At 69.3% G+C, this 19542-nt stretch carries 18 protein-coding genes; 11 read left to right on the plus strand and 7 right to left on the minus strand.

The features are described from left to right. The first annotated feature begins 269 nt into the window (after positions 1-269). The 3 genes from AC5P1C_RS10135 to AC5P1C_RS10145 all read left to right on the plus strand — a co-directional run bounded on the left by AC5P1C_RS10135 (position 270) and on the right by AC5P1C_RS10145 (position 3544). Positions 270-1670 (plus strand): MFS transporter, encoded by a 1401-nt coding sequence (locus AC5P1C_RS10135; RefSeq protein WP_493865381.1) that lies wholly within the window; start codon positions 270-272, stop codon positions 1668-1670. After that, on the plus strand, positions 1667-2887 hold the full coding sequence (locus tag AC5P1C_RS10140) for an FAD-dependent monooxygenase (RefSeq protein ID WP_493865382.1): 1221 nt from the start codon (positions 1667-1669) through the stop codon (positions 2885-2887). The genes AC5P1C_RS10135 and AC5P1C_RS10140 overlap by 4 nt, the downstream gene beginning before the upstream one ends. Before the next feature lie 96 nt (positions 2888-2983). Continuing rightward, positions 2984-3544, plus strand: a complete 561-nt coding sequence (locus AC5P1C_RS10145; protein WP_493865383.1) for a hypothetical protein — start codon at positions 2984-2986, stop codon at positions 3542-3544. Here AC5P1C_RS10145 and AC5P1C_RS10150 read toward each other — a convergent pair. Continuing rightward, positions 3519-4622 (minus strand): protein kinase family protein, encoded by a 1104-nt coding sequence (locus AC5P1C_RS10150; protein WP_493865384.1) that lies wholly within the window; start codon positions 4620-4622, stop codon positions 3519-3521. The genes AC5P1C_RS10145 and AC5P1C_RS10150 overlap by 26 nt on opposite strands. Positions 4623-4797: 175 nt before the next feature. On the opposite strand from AC5P1C_RS10150, the gene nadE reads away from it, so the two are divergent. The 3 genes from nadE to AC5P1C_RS10165 all read left to right on the plus strand — a co-directional run bounded on the left by nadE (position 4798) and on the right by AC5P1C_RS10165 (position 7444). Beyond that, on the plus strand, positions 4798-5631 hold the full coding sequence (nadE, locus tag AC5P1C_RS10155) for an NAD(+) synthase (RefSeq protein WP_493865385.1): 834 nt from the start codon (positions 4798-4800) through the stop codon (positions 5629-5631). A 133-nt stretch (positions 5632-5764) separates the two neighbouring features. Continuing rightward, positions 5765-6436 carry a HEAT repeat domain-containing protein gene (locus AC5P1C_RS10160; RefSeq protein WP_493865386.1) on the plus strand — a complete coding sequence of 224 codons (672 nt, stop codon included), beginning with the start codon at positions 5765-5767 and terminating at the stop codon, positions 6434-6436. A gap of 3 nt (positions 6437-6439) precedes the next feature. Beyond that, positions 6440-7444, plus strand: a complete 1005-nt coding sequence (locus tag AC5P1C_RS10165; protein ID WP_493865387.1) for a MerR family transcriptional regulator — start codon at positions 6440-6442, stop codon at positions 7442-7444. A 157-nt stretch (positions 7445-7601) separates the two neighbouring features. Here the strand turns inward: AC5P1C_RS10165 and AC5P1C_RS10170 are convergent, their stop codons facing one another. After that, positions 7602-7787 (minus strand): DUF6332 family protein, encoded by a 186-nt coding sequence (locus AC5P1C_RS10170; protein ID WP_493865388.1) that lies wholly within the window; start codon positions 7785-7787, stop codon positions 7602-7604. A gap of 56 nt (positions 7788-7843) precedes the next feature. Here AC5P1C_RS10170 and AC5P1C_RS10175 point away from each other — a divergent pair, with 56 nt between their 5' ends. Beyond that, positions 7844-8278, plus strand: a complete 435-nt coding sequence (locus AC5P1C_RS10175) for a VOC family protein (RefSeq protein ID WP_493865389.1) — start codon at positions 7844-7846, stop codon at positions 8276-8278. A 141-nt stretch (positions 8279-8419) separates the two neighbouring features. On the opposite strand, the gene AC5P1C_RS10180 is transcribed toward AC5P1C_RS10175, so the two are convergent. From AC5P1C_RS10180 to AC5P1C_RS10190, 3 genes are all read right to left on the minus strand, one after another. Then, positions 8420-9283, minus strand: coding sequence for an immunity 49 family protein (locus AC5P1C_RS10180; protein ID WP_493865390.1), 864 nt, complete (start codon positions 9281-9283; stop codon positions 8420-8422). 172 nt (positions 9284-9455) lie between these two features. Continuing rightward, positions 9456-10028, minus strand: coding sequence for a hypothetical protein (locus tag AC5P1C_RS10185; protein ID WP_493865391.1), 573 nt, complete (start codon positions 10026-10028; stop codon positions 9456-9458). A gap of 99 nt (positions 10029-10127) precedes the next feature. Then, the gene (locus AC5P1C_RS10190; protein ID WP_493865392.1) at positions 10128-13097 is read right to left on the minus strand and encodes a helix-turn-helix transcriptional regulator; all 2970 of its coding nucleotides are present in this window, start codon (positions 13095-13097) and stop codon (positions 10128-10130) included. A 271-nt stretch (positions 13098-13368) separates the two neighbouring features. Between AC5P1C_RS10190 and AC5P1C_RS10195 the strand changes: the two genes are divergently transcribed. Beyond that, complete coding sequence (locus AC5P1C_RS10195) at positions 13369-13923, plus strand: GntR family transcriptional regulator (protein ID WP_493865393.1); 555 nt, start codon at positions 13369-13371, stop codon at positions 13921-13923. Between the two features lie 218 nt (positions 13924-14141). On the opposite strand, the gene AC5P1C_RS10200 is transcribed toward AC5P1C_RS10195, so the two are convergent. Next, a complete protein-coding gene (locus AC5P1C_RS10200; protein ID WP_493865394.1) occupies positions 14142-14834 on the minus strand; it encodes an HAD family hydrolase in 693 nt (230 codons plus the stop codon). Between the two features lie 185 nt (positions 14835-15019). Between AC5P1C_RS10200 and AC5P1C_RS10205 the strand changes: the two genes are divergently transcribed. Both AC5P1C_RS10205 and AC5P1C_RS10210 read left to right on the plus strand, forming a co-directional pair. Continuing rightward, positions 15020-16639: an amidase gene (locus AC5P1C_RS10205; protein WP_493865395.1), complete on the plus strand. Its 1620-nt coding sequence runs from the start codon at positions 15020-15022 to the stop codon at positions 16637-16639. 232 nt (positions 16640-16871) lie between these two features. Continuing rightward, positions 16872-17489, plus strand: a complete 618-nt coding sequence (locus AC5P1C_RS10210) for a GrpB family protein (protein ID WP_493865396.1) — start codon at positions 16872-16874, stop codon at positions 17487-17489. A 76-nt stretch (positions 17490-17565) separates the two neighbouring features. On the opposite strand, the gene AC5P1C_RS10215 is transcribed toward AC5P1C_RS10210, so the two are convergent. Next, positions 17566-18279, minus strand: coding sequence for an SCO2207 family protein (locus AC5P1C_RS10215; RefSeq protein ID WP_493865397.1), 714 nt, complete (start codon positions 18277-18279; stop codon positions 17566-17568). Between the two features lie 169 nt (positions 18280-18448). Here AC5P1C_RS10215 and AC5P1C_RS10220 point away from each other — a divergent pair, with 169 nt between their 5' ends. Continuing rightward, on the plus strand, positions 18449-19222 hold the full coding sequence (locus tag AC5P1C_RS10220; RefSeq protein WP_493865398.1) for an SDR family NAD(P)-dependent oxidoreductase: 774 nt from the start codon (positions 18449-18451) through the stop codon (positions 19220-19222). Positions 19223-19542: the final 320 nt, after the last annotated feature.

The following is a 19542-nucleotide window of genomic DNA, read 5'->3' on the forward strand; positions in this document are numbered from 1 at the left end:
CCGAGAGAATGGCGGCCCGCTTTCGCGCGGACCCCTCGCGCAATGTCTTCGTGGTCGGCGTCTTCGTCGTCGGCATGGCCACATCTTAGCCTTCCCTCGCCGTTTTCTACACTGCACGGTGTAGTGTAATACTGGCTCGACAGGCGCCGCACTCGAACAACCGCTGCGCCCCGCGCAATTGGCCGCCGTGTCCGCGCCGGGCCCGGCAAGGCGGCAGCCCTGCGTACGGCTGACCCCTGACTCGCCCGGCACTGACGGAAGGGACGCCCATGACCACAACTCTGGCTCCACCGGTCCGTATCGGGAAGGCCGCTGTCTGGGCACTCGGGCTGCTGGCACTCGCCACCGGAGCCCTGGAGTCGGTGGTGACACCAACGCTCCCGCTCCTGCAACGCGAACTGGACATGAGTCCATCCGAAGGTTCGTTACTCAGCATCGTGCTGCTCATCACCGGCGCGCTCGTCACACCGCTCGCCGGCAAATTCGGCGACCGGTACGGAGGAAAGCGGGTCCTGGTCCTGCTGATGGCGGTGGTCTCGGCCGGTGGCCTGGTGTCCGCCCTGGCACCGAACCTGCCGGTGCTGCTGCTCGGCCAGGTACTCCAAGGGGCGATGGTGGGCGCGCTGCCGCTGTCGTTCATCGTGGTGCGCAAACACCTCTCCGCGGGAGAGTCGAAGATGGCCATCGGGGTGGTCAGCGGGTTGTTCGTCGGGGGCGGGATGGCCGGAACGCTGGCGGCCGGGCCCGTGGCGGAAGGGCTGTCCCGGCACTGGATGTTCGCGCTGCCGACGTTCGCGGTCATCGGCGCCACCGTGCTCCTTGACCGACTGATGCCCGCGGATCCGCCGGGCCGGTCGGACGGCTCGGGGGTCGACTGGCCCGGCCTGTTCCTCTTGAGCGGGACGCTGGTCACGCTGATGCTCGTGCTCGCGATCGCACCCGAGATCGGCTCGCAGCAGCCACTGGTGCTCTGCGCCCTGCTCGTGGTGCTGGCTGCCTTCGTGACCGGATGGATAGCCGTCGAGCGGCGCGCGGCCTCGCCGATGGTCGATCTGAGCCTGCTGGCGCGGCCCACGATGTGGAAGGCGTGTGTGCTGACGTTCGTGATCTGCGTCGGTACCTCGATGGCGATCTACCTCATCCCGCAGATGCTCGCGGTGCCCACCCGTGCGTACGGTTTCGGGGCCAGCGCCACCGAGACCGGCTTCATCCTGCTGCCCGCCGCCGTGGCCGCGTCCCTGGCCGGGCCGCTGAGCGGCATCGGGGAGCGGCGTTTCGGCTCGCGTGCCGTGGTCGTCACCGGGCTCGTCATCATGGGCGTCGCCCTGATCGCCCTGGCAGCCATGCACAGCCAGGTCTGGCACATCGTCGTCGGCAAGGTGATGATCTCGCTCGCCAACGGCCTGTGCGTCACGGCGATGGTGACCAGCATCGCGACCTCCGTCCATCAGAGCGACACCGGCATCGCCACCAGCCTGGTCCTGGTGACTCGCGTGGTCGGCCTCGCCGTCGGGGCGCAACTCGGCGGCGCGCTCCTCACCGCAAGTACCCCTTCCGGTTCGAAGGTCCCGGCCGAATCGGCCTTCGTCACCGGCTTCGTCATAGCCGCCGCCATCACGGCGCTGTCCCTCCTCGTCACCCGCACCATGAGCAAAGGAGTCAAGGAATGACCCGCACTGATCAGTTGAGCAATGTCCGTACGACGCCGAGGCGCAAGGTCCTCATATCCGGGGCCAGCATCGCGGGACCCGCCCTCGCGTTCTGGCTGAACCGCCACGGATTCGCGGTCACGGTGGTGGAGAAGGCGGCCACGCTTCGCGACGGCGGTTACCCCATCGACGTACGCGGCACCGCACTTGAGGTCGTCCGGAGGATGGGCATCCTGCCGCGCCTGCGGGACGCGCACATCGACCTGCGCCGGCTGACCTTCCTCGACGGGGACGGCAGCGAGGTGGCCTCGGTCAGCCCGCACACCGTCACCGGCGGTGTCGCCGGCCAGGACATCGAGGTACGGCGCGGGGATCTGACCGACGCCCTCTACACGGCGGTCCGTGACGACGTGGAGTTCTTGTTCAACGACTCCATCGACACCCTCGACCAGTCCGGCCACGGGGTCGACGTAACTTTCCGCGGGGGCAGCAGGCGTACGTTCGACATGGTGATCGGCGCGGACGGCCTGCACTCACGTACCCGCGAGTTCCTGTTCGGCCCCGAAGAGCAGTTCCACCGATACCTCGGCTACTGCTTCGCCGGATTCACCATGCGCAACACCTTCGGGCTCTCCCACGAGACCGTCATGTGGAACACGCCGGGCCGGGCAGCGGCGCTCTACGCCGTGGGCGACAACGACGAAGTGCACGCCTTCCTCAACTTCGCCCACCCGGAACCGCCGTACGACGCGTTCCGCAACCCGCAAGCCCAACGGGACCTGGTCGCCACGGTCTTCGCCGACGCGGGATGGGAGGTCCCGGGCATGCTTGCGGCCATGCGTGACGCGGACGACCTGTTCTTCGACGCGGTCAGCCAGATCCGCATGCCCCACTGGTCCAGCGGCCGGGTCGCGCTGGTGGGCGACGCCGCGTACGCACCCTCGTTCCTCACCGGGCAGGGCTCAAGCCTCGCGCTCGTCGGCGCGTACATGCTCGCCACGTCCCTGGCCGACCGGGACCACGCGGCCGGCTTCGCCGCGTACGAACACGACACCCGCGAGTTCGTGACCGTGAACCAGGCGCAGGTCGGTGAGGGCGACGCCACCCTCTTCCCGACCACCGCCCAGGCCCTGAAGCAGCGCAACGACATGCTGCGCAACCTCAGCTCGATCCCCTCCTCCGAGGGACGACCCGCCCATTCGGCCCTGACCCTGCCCGAGTTGGTGCCCATGACGTGAGCCCGGAAGCGCGCGCCGATGGCGGGCGTCACCGGATCCCGGGGACGGCCAGCGGTTGGGTACAGTCCCGGCGAGCCGACCGGAGGAGGGGGCAGCGTGAACAGCTCGATCAGCCAGATCGTGATCGCCGTTCTGGGCATCGGCGGCACGCTCGCAGCCGCCGTGATCACACAGCGCGGTGCCGACCGTGCCAGGGCCCGCGAGCTCGAGCACTCCAGGCAACTCCAGCAGGACGAGCGCGAGTACGCCACGCGGCAGGCTCACCTTGAGGCGCGGCGCGCGTGCTACGCGACGCTGAGCGCCGGTACGCGCGACTTGGCCAACGTGATGACGAAGTTCCTCCATGCCCTGGAGAGCGGCGAGATGACCCAAGACCTGCGGTCGGACCTGGACCGGGCACGCCGTGAACACCGTATGCGTCACGCCGAGGCCCAAATGGTGCTGCCCGACATCGCGGCGGAGGCGGCCAGCACGGCGAACCGTCATCTCGGCGATCTCTACGGCCTGTTGATGCGACTCGACGGAGGCACAACGCGGCAGGGAGAGGACCTGGACGCCGCCCGGGAGAGCCTGAACCAGCTGTGGGAGCCGCTGTGGAGCATGCGCCACATCATGCGTGTCGACCTCGGGATCACGGAATCCGGCCAGTCCTCGTAGAGGCCGAAGCATCTGCACCGGCCAGCGCCTGCTCGACTTCGGCTGCGGGGAACGGAGTGTGCTTGCTCTGCGTGAGGAGACGCTGATGGAAGCCGTCCAGGATGATGGCGTGCGGGGCATGCCGGTCAATGATCGCGCTTGCTTCGGGCGGAACGCCGCCAGGGCGACGGCCCTCGGCCCACTCGCGCAGGAAGGCCGCGTGCTCGGTGCGACCACGCCCCACGCCGGGCAGATGGCGCAGCAGATGACCCGGCGCATAGGAGCGGTCGTACACAAGGTGATCGGCAAGGAAGTGAGCCTCTTCCGCGGAGAGTTCGAAGTCCCGGCTCAACGCGAGCCCGAAGTCCGTGAAGTACACCTGCCGACCGTCGGTGAGGAGATTGGCGAAGTGCGCGTCGAAGTGGACCATGCCGCGCGCGCTCATGAACTCCGTGCCCCGCGCCAGTTCGTCCTCGACCCACCGGTACGGCGACCGGCTTCCCGGCTGCGATCGGGCGGCCGCATCCGCGCCGGCGCCGAGCCGGGCGGCGAGCGTCTGGGGCACGGACTCCAAGAAGAGCACCAGGCTGAAGGAGGACCTCCCGATGGCCTCCAGGCGTCGACGCACGGCGGGAGACCCATCCCAATGCGCCACGGCCCCCTCGATGCCGCCGAATTCGTCGACGAAGCCGGCAGGCGGGCTGTCGGGCAAGATCCGCCAGTGATAGAGCAGCGGAAAGCCCGCGTACTCGTTCTTCAGAACCCAGCCGGTCGTCATGAGGTGCGCTGCCAACTCTCGCCAGGCACCGAACCCCGCGGACCCGACCCCGTACTGGTAGAAGAGGGGGAGGCCGAACAGGTTGGCGGTCGACCGCACGTGCTCCGGCTGACGCTCGATGTCCGTCAGCGGAACCCGCTTCACAAAGACGCGCATCCCCGCGACCTCCAGCTCCGCCGACCTGCCGCCGATCCCGGAACCGAGCCGCGGTGCGGCGGCCACAAGATCCCTGATCCGACGGTCGCTGAACATGGAGAGCCACGACCCCACGGTCGCGTACGCCGCCACTCGCTCGGCATGGCCCGACCCGGTCCCATCCATCGGCGGCTCCAACACGGCAGGAAAGATCTCTGCCGTTGAGCATGCCAGGCACCCGAACGCGAATCCCGACGAACGGGCACAGCGGGCTCGGTGACGAGCAGCCGACTGCGCCTGCGGCGGCGCTTGAAGTTAAGGTGCCGCGAGAGCACATCGTGAACCGGAACAAGGAGCAGACGTGAGCGAGCCGGCGTCCATCGCCCTGCAGCAGGAGATCGCCCAGGAACTCCAGGTCGCCGAGACCTTCGAGGCCGAGCACGAGATCGAACGCCGGGTGGCCTTCCTCGCCGAGCGGCTGACCTCGGCCGGTCTGCGCTCACTGGTACTCGGCATCAGTGGCGGCGTCGACTCCACCGCCACCGGCCGGCTGTGCCAGCTCGCCGTCGAGCGGGCCAGGGCCGCCGGGCACGAGGCGCGGTTCTACGCGATGCGGCTGCCCTACGGGGTCCAGGCCGACGAGCACGACGCTCAGCTCGCGCTCTCCTTCATCCAGGCCGACCACGTGCTGACCGTGGACATCAAACCCGCGAGCGACGCCGCGCTCGCCGCCGCGGTGGCCGCGGACGTCAGCTTCCGCGACGCCCACCACCAGGACTTCGTGCACGGCAACATCAAGGCCCGGCAACGCATGATCGCCCAGTACGCGGTGGCCGGTGCGCATGACGGCCTGGTCGTCGGCACCGACCACGCCGCCGAGGCGGTCTCCGGCTTCTTCACCAAGTTCGGCGACGGAGCCGCCGACCTGGTCCCGCTGGCCGGCCTGACGAAGCGCCGGGTGCGCGCGGTCGCGGACACGCTGGGCGCGCCCGCCGAGCTGGTGTGGAAGTCCCCGACGGCCGACCTGGAGAGCCTCGCCCCGGGCAAGGCCGACGAGGACGCGCTCGGGGTCACCTACGACGACATCGACGACTTCCTGGAGGGCAAGCCGGTGGACGAGCAGGCCTTCGCGAAGATCACCAGCCGCTACCGCCTCACCGAGCACAAGCGCCAGCTGCCGATCGCACCGCGGTAGCCGCCTGGGCGGGCTGCTCGGCAGCGCGGGCAGCTCGGCTGGGGACTGCGGGTGAATGGTGCTCGCGCAGAGGGCTCTGCTTGACCTTGACACGGTGACAGGGCTTTCACTCCTTGCCGAGGAGGTGATCTCCATGACGATCACGAAACAGGACAGGGATGCGGCACGAGCACTCCAGGGCCTGGAGGACGACCGTTCGTCGGTGCGCCTGAGGGCGGCTCTGGCGGTCGGTACGACGCCGGACCCGCGCTTCGTCGACAAGCTCATCGAGCGGTGCGCGATCGAGCCCGAGTTCTTCGTCCGCGACATGCTGACCTGGGCGCTCACCCGCCACCCGGTGTCCCTGACGCTTCCCGAGCTGCTCCGCGAGGTGCGCTCGCAGCGTGCGCAGGCACGGAGCCAGGCGCTGCATACGCTGTCCAAGATCGGGGACCGGCGGGCTTGGCCGGCGATCACCCGTACGCTCCTGTCCGATGCCGACGACGAGGTGGCGCGGAGCGCCTGGCGGGCCGCAGTCGTGCTCGTGCCGGAAGGGGAGGAGTCCGTGTTGGCTACGGCGCTGGTGACGCAGCTCGGGCGCGGTGGACACCAGACGCAGTTGAGTCTGAGCCGGGCGCTGGTCGCACTGGGGGACGTGCTGGTGCCGGCTCTGCACGCTGCGACGACGGCCCCTGACCCGCGTGTGCGCGCACACGCGGTCGCCACGGAGCGGCTGCTGCGCGACCCGGACGCAGGATTCGAGTCCCTGATCGCGGAGGCGAAGCGCGTCGTGGCCCTCGGCGGGTACGGCCGGGAGGGACGATAGGACGTGTTGATCGGTGAGGTGGCGCGACGGTCCGGGGTCAGTGCCCGCATGCTCCGGCACTACGAGTCACTCGGTCTGGTACGGCCTTCGGGTCGTACCGGCTCCGGATATCGGGAGTACTCCGGCGAGGACATCCGCCGCATCTTCCACATCGAGAGCCTGCGGTCGCTGGGACTGTCGCTGCGTGAGATCGGGCGCGCGCTCGACGATCCCGGCTTCACGCCCTCGACGCTCGTCGGCGACCTCATCCGTCAGACACGCGAACGCATCGCGGCGGAGACGGAGCTGCTCACGCGGCTGCGCCGGATCGACGCCGCGGACCCCGCAGGTTGGGAGGACGTCCTCCAGGTCGTCACGCTCCTGCAGGCACTGGGGTCGAAGAACGCCGACGCACGTCAGCGCGCGGCCCTCTCCTCGGTCGACGAGGTTCCGGTGCCGGTGGAGGCCCTGGTCGACGCGGCACTGAGCGAGACCGATCCGAACGTCGCCGGGGCGCTTCGCTGGGCGCTGGCGCGATCGGGAGACGGCGGCCCGGCCCTGCTGGCGGAGGGCCTCCGCTCACCGGTGCCCGCGGTACGGAGACGTGCCGTTCAGTCCCTCACCGAGATGCCCGGCGACGAGGCCACCGCGCAGCTGCGGGGCGCGCTCACGCACGCCGACGCCGTGGTCCGCGGGTATGCGGCTCTGGCGCTCGGGGCACTCGGCGTGACCGATGCGGTCCCGACGCTCGTCGACATGATCGTGGAAGGAAGGAACGACATCGACGCGGCCGATGCCCTGAGCGTGCTGGCGAGCGACACCGCGACGGCGGATCAGATCGCGACCAGACTCGTCGACCGCCTCGCCCACGGCACCACGGAAGCACCTGCACGCGGACGGCTGACCCAGTCGCTGGCGGGCATCCCGGGGGCGAGGGCGTCACGGGCCCTGGTGGAACTGTCGCAGGACGGGGACCGCGCCGTGGCACTGACTGCGACGTACCTCCTTCAGCTACGCGACGCGCAGTGACTCCGTCGAGTCCGTCCGGTCCCTCCGGTCCGTCGAGTCCGTCGAGTCCGTCGAGTCCGTCGAGTCCGTCGAGTCCGTCGAGTCCGTCGAGTCCGTCGAGTCCGTCGATGGAAGTTGTCCTACCCGGTGAGGACGTGGTCGTGCAGACGGGCGGACGTCAACGACGCTGTCCGTGTCGCCAAAGGACATGAACGACACGGATCACCCCAATGACTCCGGCAACCCAAGCCCCGGCAACCACCAGAAACTCCTCGACGACCGCGGGAAGTTGCCACACAGCGGTCGGGCCGGCGATCGTGGCGAACACGACACCCCCGAGGACGCAGGCGCCCCGGTAGTCCATGAGATCAACTCCGAACCGGGAAACGAGCCACAGACTCCCCCTGCTATCGTGCGCCGATGTCAACGGTCAAGCAGTTCCAAGTCACCTTCGACTGCGCGGAACCCGAGCGAGTCGCTCGCTTCTGGTGCGAGGTGTTGGGGTACGTCGTACCGCCTCCGCCGGAAGGCTTTGCCACGTGGGGCGACTACGACCGCTCCCTGCCTCCTGAGGATCAGGGTGCTTGGTTCGCCTGCGCTGATCCCTCAGGTGTGGGCCCGCGGCTGTTCTTCCAGCGCGTTCCGGAAGGCAAGGTCGTCAAGAATCGGCTGCACCTCGACGTGCGGGTCGGCACCGGACTCGTGGGTGAAGAACGCCTGGCCGCACTCGAGGCCGAATGCGCACGCCTGCTCCCGCTCGGCGCGGTACGCGTGCGACTCCTGCCTGCCGATGAGGACAACGAGTCGTGCCTCGTGATGCAGGACATCGAGGGCAACGAGTTCTGTCTCGACTGAGCATCCTCCAGGACCCCACGGATACGGGTACTCAAACGGTCAAGCGGGGGGGCAGCCCACCCGCGGCGTTAGCCATCGCTGTGAACCCCGCACCCTCCGGAGTTCACAGCGCCGCCGCCGCGCAAGAGGCCGCGCGGTGCCTCAGGTGGCGAACTCGCCGAGCCAGCCGCGTTCCAGGAGGCGCTTGGGCAGGTACTCCGACTCGACCCCGATGGGGATCTTCCCGTCGTGGGCCAGGCACGCGATGGCCAGCGGGCCCAGAGCGATACTGCCGTCGAGATCGCTCCTCCGGTCCTCGTTCAAGGTCCAGTACGCGTGGTGCAGCTTCAGCGCGTCGACAAGAGCGGGGCCGAAACCCTCCTCGTCCTTGATGACCAAGCGGTAGAAGAGCTGGATCGGCGGATAGTGGATGCCGTCCAACAGGTCCCTCGGGGCGACATGTGCCGTCGACCGGTCTGCGGCTCGGAATGTGTCCGTGAGCTTCTCCACCAGGCCGGGGCGGCGCAGCCAGTAAGTCTGCAGGGTGTCCACCCAGTGGTAGATGTACGCGTCGTAGTGCCTCTCCGAAGCACGCAAGCGGTCCAGCGGGATCTCACACAGCTGCGTCATCCTTCCCTGCTCACGGCAGATGACAGCCAGCCAGAACGCCTGCAGCCACGTGCCCACATCCGCCGCCGGCAACGGTCCGGCAGCCCGCAAGCTGCGCACCTCGCGGGCGATACGGCACTCGACGGTGCCTTCGGTCACGCCCGTGACGGCGAACAGCGCAGACCCCGACTGCGCCGCCGTGACCGCGGCCTCCCACGTCTCCAACGCCGTTGCCCCGGGGTCAATGACACAGCGAGCTCGCAGATTCAGGACCGATGTGCCGAAGACGGAGTCGATGGCGGACCCGGACTCTTCAAGTCCATCGATCTTGCCGCTGAGGTACTGACCGAGCCGCGCCGCGTACTCCTCGGCCTCGGGCCCTGACGGCAGTTCATGCCGGTCGATGCGTACGGTCACGGATGGGTCCCCTTACTGATGTCGAACCGGCGAGGCGAGCGAGGCCGAAGTTGCCCTCCGATCGTCGCATCCCAGGTCGTGAGGACAACAGCCACCACCCGGAGGCGTTCAACACGTTCCCGCACCACTACTCACCAGTCCTTCCAGAGCACAAACACAACTCCGTACGCCGCTACGTATTCTTCGCCTCCAGCACGTCTACATCCGCCGACGACCGATACCGATGGTGGGCTTCGGCCATCTCCGCCGGCCGCGGGCGATCCAGCGCCCGGTACGCCGTCACGAGGAGTTCATTCGCCAGTGCCTCGCGCGCCGGGTCTCCCCCGGACGCCCAGTGCAGGTCGCGACCCAGGAGGAGTGCCTCCGTCGGGTCGCCCGCCGTGCAACGGCGGCGGGCCTCTTCCACGGACTCCCGCAGAGTCGAGGCAACGTCGAACATGCCATACATGTACGTCGCGAACTTGTACTCGTCGGCGCCGTTATAGGGCGGGCGGCCCAGCGCGGAATCGCCCGACGCGAGTGCGCCCGCGCCGTCCAGTGTCGTGATCCGGTCGGGGTCCACGGGCGGGATACTCATGTCGTACGCCCTGGAGTAGGCGAACCCCACCTCGGGGCGCTCGCCCGTCTCAACGGCCATCAGGGCGTCGCGCAGCAGGCCCAGGCGCGAGCGCAGAGCCGGGGCCTCGTCCTCGCCGTGCATGAACGTCAGGAACTCGGGCGGATCGCGGTAGTAACGACTGTGCACCCGGACGTCGATGCCGTCGCGCGTCTTCCGGCCGGCGTCGGCGAACAGGTCCAGCTGCCACCCGGGTGTTCCGGCCCGGTCTCGGGGGGCGGAGGCAGGTCATTCCGAAAGCGTCGGCTCCGTACTGATCAGCCCCTGCCGGTAGGCGACGCCCACCGCCTCCGTGCGGCTCGCCGCTCCCAGCTTGGAGAGGATGTTGGAGACGTGGACGCTGGCCGTCTTGGGGCTGATGAAGAGCTCTTCGCCGATCTGCCGGTTGCTGCGGCCGAGGGCGAGGAGCCGCAATACGTCCTGCTCACGGGCCGTCAGTACGGCGGTTCGGTCCCGGTCGGGCACCGTAAGCCGGCCACGGCGCACCAAAGCGTCCAGCCGTTCGCGCAGGAGCGTGGCGCCCAGCCGGTCGGCCTCTTGGCGCACCGAGTCGGCTTCGGCGGCCGCTTCCTCGCGGCGGTCTGCCGCCAGCAGGGCCTCGGCCAGCCGCAGTCGGCAGCGTGCGCGTTCGTAGGCGTCGCCGTACGTGAAGGCGATCATCGCCTTCTCCCAGGCCGCCGGGTCCGGCCCGGACACAGCTCGCACCCATTCGGCTTCGGCACGGGCCAACCACGCCTGTCCCTCCGGCCCCTGGGGCGAGCCGTTCTCACCGCGGGCGGCAGAAGCCCGTGCCTGTTCCACGAGTTCGGTCGCGGTGTCCGCTCGACGCTTCGCCCCCTCCTCGTCACCGCGCATGCGCAGCTCGATCGCCGAGTCGGCGACAGCGGACAGGGCGAGAACGGCGAGCCGGACCGTGACGTCGGGCACTGCGCCCGTGTCGCCGGCGAGGGCTTCGAGGGTGTAGCGCATCGACCGCACCGCCTCCTCCGGGTCCCCGCGCAGCGCGGCGGCGTCGGTTCGCACGATGCCCGCGACCAGGGTGTTGATCCAGTCGAACGGCCCCTCCAGCATCACCCGGGCGCGCTCCACCGCGGTGAAATCGCCGCGTGCCAGGGCTACGTACAGCCCGGGTCCCGACGTGTAGTCGCCCGCGCCGGACTGTGTTCCGGCCGCCTCGGCCGCGCCCCGCGCGCAATCGTCCCAGTGGCCGAGCGTGTACTGCACCAGCAGCTGCGCGTACCGCATCTCCCGCGGGTACGGCGAGGACAGCAGCCCGGAACGGCGGGCCCTGTCCAGGCCCGCCACCGTCCATGCCAGGCATTCCTCGAGGTCACCGGATTCGTAGCAGCCGGCGGCCAGGTTGAACAGGGCGCGCATTTCCACGGGCGCGTTGCCCGATCGCTGCGCGAGGTCCCGCGCTTCCCGCAGCCGCTCTCTGCCCTCCGGGGTACGACGGTTGCTGTCTCTGTGCACACTCATGGAGACCAGCAGGTCGGCCCGCGCGTCGTCGACCCCCAGTTCTTCGGCGACGCGCAGTGCCTGGTGGCCGACCCGTTTCGCGTCCTCGTTCTCCTCGCCCTGCCGCGCGGCGGCCATCACGTAGGTGGCTGCCGCCCACACCCATGTCGCCGAAGGCGGCTCGGCGGGGATCAGGGCGAGAGCTTCCCTGCTGTGGGCGAGGGCGGCAGAGAGGTTGTCGACGTGCAGCAGGTTCCCGGCGAGTGTGTAGCGGACGCGGGCCGCGAGCTCCAGGTCGGCGTCCTGGCCCAGCCCGGCAAGCGCGGACCGGGTGAGGGCGACGGCGCGGTGCAGTTCCCCGGCGTGGGCGGCCGCCGCCGAGGCACGCAGCGTGAGCGTCACGACGTCGGTCCCGGCGGGCAGGCCGGAGGCGTCGACCGACGACCACAGGTCGAGGGCCGCCTCGATGTGCCGCAACTCCTCGGCGGGCGCGCCGACGCGCTGCGCGTGGTCGGCGGCCTCCAGGGAGGCTGCGAGCGCCTCGGGCAGGTCATGGCTTTCGCGGTGGTGGTGGGCGCGCTCGGCCGCGCTGCCGGACTGGCGGCCCTGACCGGCGAGCAGGCGTGCGAACTCACCGTGCAGTCGGGCCCGTTCGCCCGGGAGCAGATCGGCGTAGACCGCCTCCCGCGCGAGCGCGTGCCGGAAGGCGTACGTGTCACCGTCGCCGGGTACGAGCAGCTGCCGACCAGCGGCCTCGCGCAGTACCGCCTCCAGCTCCCTCTCGGGCAGTCCGACGGCGTCCCGCAGCAGATCGTGCCCGACGCGGCGTCCGGCGACGGCCGCGGTGCGCAGCACCTGCTGGGCGGTGTCGGACAACTGCTCGAACCGGATCAGCAGGACGTCGGCCAGGCCACTGGGCAGACTGCTGTCCGAGGCGTCCGCGGCGACCGTGGCTTCCGTGGCGGCGACGAGTTCCTCCGCGTAGAACGCGTTGCCCTCGGCACGCTCGACGATCCGGTGGACGGCGGCATCAGGCAGCGGGCGGTCCCGCAGGGAACGCACCAGGCGAGCCACGTCCGCATCGGGCAGCGGCTGAAGTTCCAGCCGCTCCACGGCCGGCAGCCGCACCAGCTCGGCCAGCAGGGGACGCAGAGGGTGGCGGCGGTGCAAGTCGTCCGCCCGGTACGAGGCCAACACCGCGAGCCGCCGGTCGCGCGAGCCGCCGGTCGGCCGCTGGAGGACACCGCGGCTGAGCAGGAACCGCAGCAGATCCCGGGAGGACTGGTCGGCCCAGTGCAGATCCTCCAGGACCAGCAACAATGGCGCGACGTCCGTCACTTCGGCCAGCACAGCGGCCACGTCCTCGAAGAACCGCAGCCGCCGGTTCACGTCCCCCACGGCGTCCGCACCACCCGCGAGCATCCGTTCCGTCACCGGATGACCGCCAAGAACCGAGGCGAACCGCTGGTCCGCGGCCAACGCGCCAAGGACTTCGGTGAACGGCAGATACGGCAGCCCCACATCGCCGAGGTCGACACAGTGCCCGGTGAGCACGGTCATCCCGTCCGCGGCGGCCCGCCCGGCCAGCTCATCCAACGCCCGCGTCTTCCCGACCCCGGCATCCCCGCCGATCAGCACGGCACGAGCCTCGCCGCCTCGGGCACGCTCCAGCACATCGGCAAGACGGCCGAGCTCGTCTTCCCGGCCGATGAATGGGCTGGTGAACTGGGTGTACGACACGATCCACATCCTGGCACACGGCTTCGTGAGCGCCTGGTGGTGGACCTGGACAGAGCAGGGCCGCACGGTACGCTCCGCCACGTGACGAGCACTGGCATGAGCGACGCACAACTCAACCGGCTGTGGGGAGCCCTGGCCCTGTCTGTCCAGCCCCTCACTGCCCGTCCTGGGGGCACTCGTACTGCCTGTCAGGGCCCCAGTGGTCCACAGGACCATCGTTGTTCTGACTGAACGCGCCGCAGTGCAGCACCAGCCGCTGGCCCTGCTCCGTGTGGTTGAGCATCACGATTGCCTTGCTCAAATCCGACCGCTGACCCATGAGCGGCTACTGGTCCACGAACTCAACCGAGGCGTCTTCGTCCGCAGACCGAGCGCCGCGGACGTCGCCGACATCTACCGCGTACGTCTCCTCGTGGAGTGCGCCGTCGTCCGCTCGCTGCCCGAACCGCCGTACGCCCTCGACGGCTTGGCGGAGGCCGTCATCGAGGGCGAGCGGGCCGCCGCGGCGCAGGACTGGGACGCGCTGGGCACGGCGAACTTCCACTTCCACCGCGAACTCGTAGCCCTGGCCGGCAGCCCCCGCATAGACCAGACCATGCGCACGGTCCTGGCCGAACTCCGCCTGGCCTTCCACGCATTGGACGACCCGCAGGCCCTGCACTCCCCGTACCTGGAACGCAACCGGGCCCTGCTTGAAGCCTTGCAGACGGGCGACACGCCCCTGGCCGAGCAACTGCTGGAACGCTACCTCGCCCACTCCAGCGGCAACTTGACGCGCGCAACGAGCGACCAGGGGCAGCAGACGCCCAGAGCTACTGACAGGTAGCCGATTACAGGCGGCGGACTTGCAGTTCTCTTCACCGGACACGCCGACCGGGTCCCGCCCAGTGGCCACGGTGAACACGCTGGTACAACGACGGGATGACGTTTGGCCACCATCGAAGCGCCGGCCGACGACGCGGCCCGATTCCGTGAGGTCCTCGCCGAAGTATTGGCCTACGGACGAGCTGACGCGTTGCCCGTGCGTGTGGCGCGCGGAGTCAGTCACGCACCTGGTCGGCCGCTCCAGTGTGGGGACACTGATGCCGCCGCGGTCGTCGGTTCGAGCGGGTAACGCCCTGGAGGCCGGAGCCAGGCGTCCAGATGGGCTGCGATGCGCGTGATCGTCCGGGCATTGTCCTCGTACAAATGCCCCTGCATGCCCGCCGCCTGTGCGGCCTCGACATTGACCGGGACGTCGTCGATGAAGAGACAGCTCTCCGGCTGCACGTCCAGGCTGGCGCATGCGACATCGAAGGCGCGTGGGTCCGGTTTCTCGATGCCGATCTCGTGCGAGTAGACGATCTGTTCCACCAGGTCGTCGAAGTGGTACAGCGCTGTCTCCCGCTCCCGCGCGCCCACGAAGCTGTTGCTCAGGATGCCCAGCCTGCAGATTCCCCGAAGCTGTCGGACGTAGGCGATGAGTTCCTCGTTCGGCGTCCCCAGATACTCCGTCCAAAGATCAGTCATGAAGGCTTCGACCTGGGGCGCGTCGAGCCGTAGGCGTGCTCCCACCTGCTCGTGCACCTCACGTTCGGTGATGGTCCCGACGCTCCCGGCCTCCCACACATCACGCATCCGCTCATGCAGCGTGCCCAGCGGCAGCTCCAGCCGCTCCTCCCACCGTCGCACCCACCCTGTCTCCGGAGTGACCTCCAGTACGCCGCCGATATCGAGAATGACGCAGGTCGCGGTCACGCGAACTCCCCCTTCATGTGGTCTGTGGAACAGTGTTGTCCTTGCCCTGCTGCCACGGTCAAGCGATCTTGGAACGTTGTGACAGCTCTGTCGCGAGGCGAATTTCAGCCGCTGATGGGTGTTCGCGACCCGCGAGAGCCCGGCACTCTTGCGCCGGATGCTGCCCGTGTAGTCGGCTGGCCCTCATGGGGAAGAGGAGCATTGCCGTAATAACCGCCGCCCTTGTCGCGGGGTCCCTTCTGACGGGCGTACCGAATGCGGGTGCGCAAGCCGCCGAGCATGGCACCGGCAGCTCGTCGCCGCCGACCGGGTCAGGTCTCGCATCCGGGGTCGATCTGGACACCGTGACGATTCCGGAGTTGCAGACGCGTATGGCGGACGGTTCGTTGACCTCGTCGACGTTGACCCGTGCTTACCTGCGGCGCATCGAGAAGGTCGACCCCAAGATTCACTCGGTGCTGCGTACCAGCCCGACTGCCTTGCGCCAGGCGGCCGCCAGCGATGCAAGGCACCGGAATGGAGAGACACTTGGGCCACTGGACGGCATCCCCGTCCTGCTCAAGGACAACGTGAACACCCGTGACATGCCGACGACGGCCGGTTCGCTCGCGCTCGCCGGAAGCCCGCCCGACATCGATGCCGCGCTGGTCACCCGGCTGCGGAAGGCGGGGGCGGTGATCCTCGGCAAGACCAACCTCTCCGAGTGGGCCAACTTCCGTTCGGCCAAGCCCACTTCAGGGTGGTCGGCGGTGGGCGGGCAGACCAACAATCCCTATGTCCTCGACCGGAATCCATGCGGTTCCTCCTCCGGTTCGGCCGCCGCGCTCGCCGCGTCCTTGTCGCAGGTGGCGATCGGCACCGAGACGGACGGATCCATCGTCTGCCCGGCCGGGATGAACGGCGTCGTCGGCCACAAGCCCAGCCTCGGCCTGGTCAGCCCGTCGGGCGTGGTGCCGATCTCTGCCGAGCAGGACACGGCTGGGCCCATGGCCCGCAACGTGATCGACACCGCGCTCACGCTTTCGGTGCTGAGCGGTGGTGAGAGCTCGAGCCCATCCGGCCTGCCGGCCATGGACGCCAAGGACGCTTCGGCAGGCCACGGCGGCACCGACCTCCGCGGCAAGCGCATCGGCCTGTGGCGCCTGCCCTCGCTCGGATCCGACGTGGACGCCGTGATGACACGTACGGCGAAGAAGCTGCGCAAGGCCGGCGCAGTGGTCGTGGAGGTGACACCCCCATACCAGGCGCGGCTCGCCGAGCTCGAATTCCCGGCGCTGCTCAGCGAGTTCCACCGGGACATCGACGCCTACCTCGGCACACGCGAAGGCCCCCAGAACCTCGCCGAACTGATCGAGTTCAACCGCGGTCACCCCGAGGAGCAGGCCTGCTTCGCCGGCCAGGAGCTGTTCGAGCAGGCACTCGCCGCGCCGCCCACCACCGACCCCAAGTACCGTGCCATGCGCGCCGAGTTGAAGGACCTCTCCCAGCGTTCCATCGACGAGACGATGGCCACCCATCGCCTGGACGCGATCGCGGCGCCCACGAACCCGCCCGCGTGGACGACCGACTGCGCGCGCGGCGACAACGACGTCATCCCCTCCTCCACACCGGCGGCCGTCGCCGGATACCCGTCCCTCTCGGTGCCCGCCGGGACCGTGAACGAACTGCCGGTCGGCCTGCTCCTGATGGCCGGCGACCACCAGGACGCCAAACTGCTGTCTCTGGGGTCCGCGGTGGAGCACCGGTTGCAGGCCTGGCGAGCACCGCGCTTCCTGCCGACGATCGGGGCCGGCGCCCCACGGTAAACAGGGGGTCCGTTCGGAGACCGCCGACGTCAGCTCGAACGTAGCGCGGCTACGCTCGAGCTGACGTAGCGCGGCGCAGTCCCACCGGGTCGAACGCGAGGAGTGCTTGTCCGTCACCAGGCCGACGCTGAGGGTGCCGTCATGGAGAGGAAGGGCCCATAAGCATCCGTGCTTGCGGAAGACGTCGTGGAAGCGGCGCACACCCTTGAACCCAACGCAGAGACGGCCCTTCATGTCTGAGCAGGAAATCCCGCGCGATTCCATGTCCGCCGAGGAGATCGAGGCGGCGCACTTGGTCGCCGCGCCCAAGCTCAACGGCCAGGTCACCCTCCGGGAGTACGACCCGCGGTGGCCTGTGGTCTTCGAGCTGGCAGCCGCGCGGATGCGTGAGCGCCTCGGTCACCTGGACCACCGGATCGAGCATGTCGGATCCACCTCAGTGCCTGACCTCCCCGCCAAGCCGGTCATCGACGTGCTCCTGATCGTCCCCGACGCCGCCGACGAGGCGTCCTATGTGCCTGCCCTCGAGGAGCTCGGCTTCGAGCTCGTCATCCGCGAGCCCGAGTGGTACGAGCACCGCGTCCTACGCAAAGACAACCTGGACCCGAGTGCTGATCGGGCCAACCTGCACGTCTTTCCAGCGGGCTGCCCCGAGGTCGACCGCATGCTGCTCTTCCGTGACCGGCTGCGCGAGCACAGCGACGACCGTCAGCTGTACGGCGACACCAAACGCTCGCTGTCGCAGCAAACGTGGGAGTACATGCAGAACTACGCCGACGCCAAGTCCGAGGTGGTCGCCGGCATTCTGGAACGGGCGACAGCCGAGAACGGCAAAGACTCCGACGCGTGAAGCCGAACCTCGACTCGCCCGCGCGCGGGCGTGCCGCCGAGCTTCCCTTCGGCAACACGCCCGCTGGGCGGTCCAGCTATCCGACGCGCTGGATCCGCGCATTGCGGATCAGGAACTTCCCGGCCTCTCGCACCTCCTCGAATGCCGCGTTGTTGAGCAGCGCACAGCTGCCCGACGCCGAAGTGACCTCCACCGTGGTGGACTTGGAGTTGTCCAGGTTCGTCACCTTCAGTTGCGTCCCGACGGGGAACTCGTTGCTGGACGCGGCCGGTGCGCCGCCCTCGCCGGACAGCGTGACGGTGGAACCGGCACAGACGACCTCGCCCTCCGCCCCCGCGTTTCCGCCACCCGCGGGCGGCGCCGTGCCCGTGGCGTCGCCTCCCGGCTCCTCCGCCGGCGGCTGGGCAGCGTCCCCACCGGCGCCTTCACCTTCACCGGCGCCTGCTTCCTCACCGGCTCCCGCGCCGGCCTCCGCGCCCGCCTCGGCACCGGCCCCGGCCCCGGCACCCGCGTCCTCACCCGCGTCGCAGCCCGACGCCGCCTGCTTTCGCCTGATCTCCTCGATCACCGCTTCCCGATTGGCGATCCGCGCCGCGGACTGCGCATCAGGGTTCGCCCGCTGACCTGCGATGAACTCCTCGTTGTTGCTCAGTGCGGTGGCCAGTCCGTCACACGCCGGTGAGGCCTGGCTCGTCCCCGTCATCACCACCGCGGTGCCCGCCACCAGCGCGGCGGCGCCCACCATGAGGGCGACCTTCTTCTTTCGGCTGAGGGTCTTCTTGCGCGACACGAGCGACTCCTGTCCCCCGGGGTGTACGCCACCGCCGGATGGGTTCCGTGTGCCGTCACGTACGCGCAGCAAGCCCGTTCGTCTCAACTGCCCCATCAACAACTTCCGTACCAGGGAGGGGAATGCGCGCCGGGGTGCACGTCCGTGCCTCAGACGGTTTACTCGCCGCATGAGTGACACCACTGGAATGCTGACCGGTAAGACCGTCATGATCACGGGCGCGTCGAGCGGCATCGGAGAAGCTGCCGCCCGTCTGTTCGCCGCCGAGGGAGCAGCGGTCCTTCTGATGGCTCGCCGCGAGGACGTACTCAAGCAACTGGCCCAAGAGATAACCGACTCCGGGGGCCGGGCGGCCGTCAGCGCGGGCGACGTCGCGGTCGCCGAGGACGTACAGCGCGCCGTGGACGCGGCCCGTGAGCACTTCGGCGCCCTGGACGCGGCGTTCAACAACGCGGGTTTCGCCGGCAAGGACCTCGCCCCTCTGCACGAGCTCGATCAGACTGTCTTCGACCGCACGATGGCCGTCAATGTCAGCGGGACCTGGAACTGTCTGCGTTCTCAGATCCCGGTGATGCTCGAGGCGGGCAGGGGCGCGATCGTCAACACGTCGAGCACCGCGGCCATGGGAGCCACCGGAGCCCCCGTGCCTTACGTCGCCGCGAAGCACGCGGTGCTCGGCATGACCAGGGCCGCGGCGGCCGAGTACGCGGCACATGGCATCCGCATCAACACGCTCGTCGTCGGCACCACCCGCACAGACATGATCAACCAAGCGGTCGAGACCTACCCAGAGCTGGCCACGGCTTTCGTCGCCCGCCAGATGCAGCAACGCATGGCGGATCCCTCCGAGATCGCCGAGGCGGCCCTGTGGCTGTGCAGCGACCGCGCCTCGTTCGCCACGGGGTCGGCACTGGCCGTGGACGGCGGGTGGACAGCCGGCTGACGGCTGCCGCAGGGCGAAGACAGGAGGCCATGGGAAGCGCTGCGCGGCCTCCGAGCCGCGCAGTTGACCCAGACTCGTCGCCCGTCCATTCGGTCGAGGCGGTCGAGTCGGTCGAGCCCGAATCGCTTGATCACGTGTTCAGCTACCCCGTCCGCCGATCTGTGGGTGTTGTCGACGCGGACGTAGTAGCCAGCGCACCAACTCCCTTACTCTCCTTTCGAGTTGCTCCGATGCTCGCTGTCGACCTCCCGCAGGTGGCGCCGAGAAGCCTGGACGTCGCGCTTGGACGGCAGAGCGCGGGGGCTGGCCGCGCCGTCCCA

This window comes from Streptomyces sp. A18 (assembly GCF_059026065.1).

What these genes read in the sequence shown, in the direction of transcription:
- AC5P1C_RS10170 (WP_493865388.1), bottom strand. Translation starts at nt 7,787, where the DNA reads ATGGACTACCGGGGCGCCTGCGTCCTCGGGGGTGTCGTGTTCGCCACG.
- AC5P1C_RS10205 (WP_493865395.1), top strand. Translation starts at nt 15,020, where the DNA reads ATGGGGAAGAGGAGCATTGCCGTAATAACCGCCGCCCTTGTCGCGGGG.
- AC5P1C_RS10150 (WP_493865384.1), bottom strand. Translation starts at nt 4,622, where the DNA reads ATGGATGGGACCGGGTCGGGCCATGCCGAGCGAGTGGCGGCGTACGCG.
- AC5P1C_RS10220 (WP_493865398.1), top strand. Translation starts at nt 18,449, where the DNA reads ATGAGTGACACCACTGGAATGCTGACCGGTAAGACCGTCATGATCACG.
- AC5P1C_RS10135 (WP_493865381.1), top strand. Translation starts at nt 270, where the DNA reads ATGACCACAACTCTGGCTCCACCGGTCCGTATCGGGAAGGCCGCTGTC.
- AC5P1C_RS10160 (WP_493865386.1), top strand. Translation starts at nt 5,765, where the DNA reads ATGACGATCACGAAACAGGACAGGGATGCGGCACGAGCACTCCAGGGC.
- AC5P1C_RS10210 (WP_493865396.1), top strand. Translation starts at nt 16,872, where the DNA reads ATGTCTGAGCAGGAAATCCCGCGCGATTCCATGTCCGCCGAGGAGATC.
- AC5P1C_RS10140 (WP_493865382.1), top strand. Translation starts at nt 1,667, where the DNA reads ATGACCCGCACTGATCAGTTGAGCAATGTCCGTACGACGCCGAGGCGC.
- AC5P1C_RS10175 (WP_493865389.1), top strand. Translation starts at nt 7,844, where the DNA reads ATGTCAACGGTCAAGCAGTTCCAAGTCACCTTCGACTGCGCGGAACCC.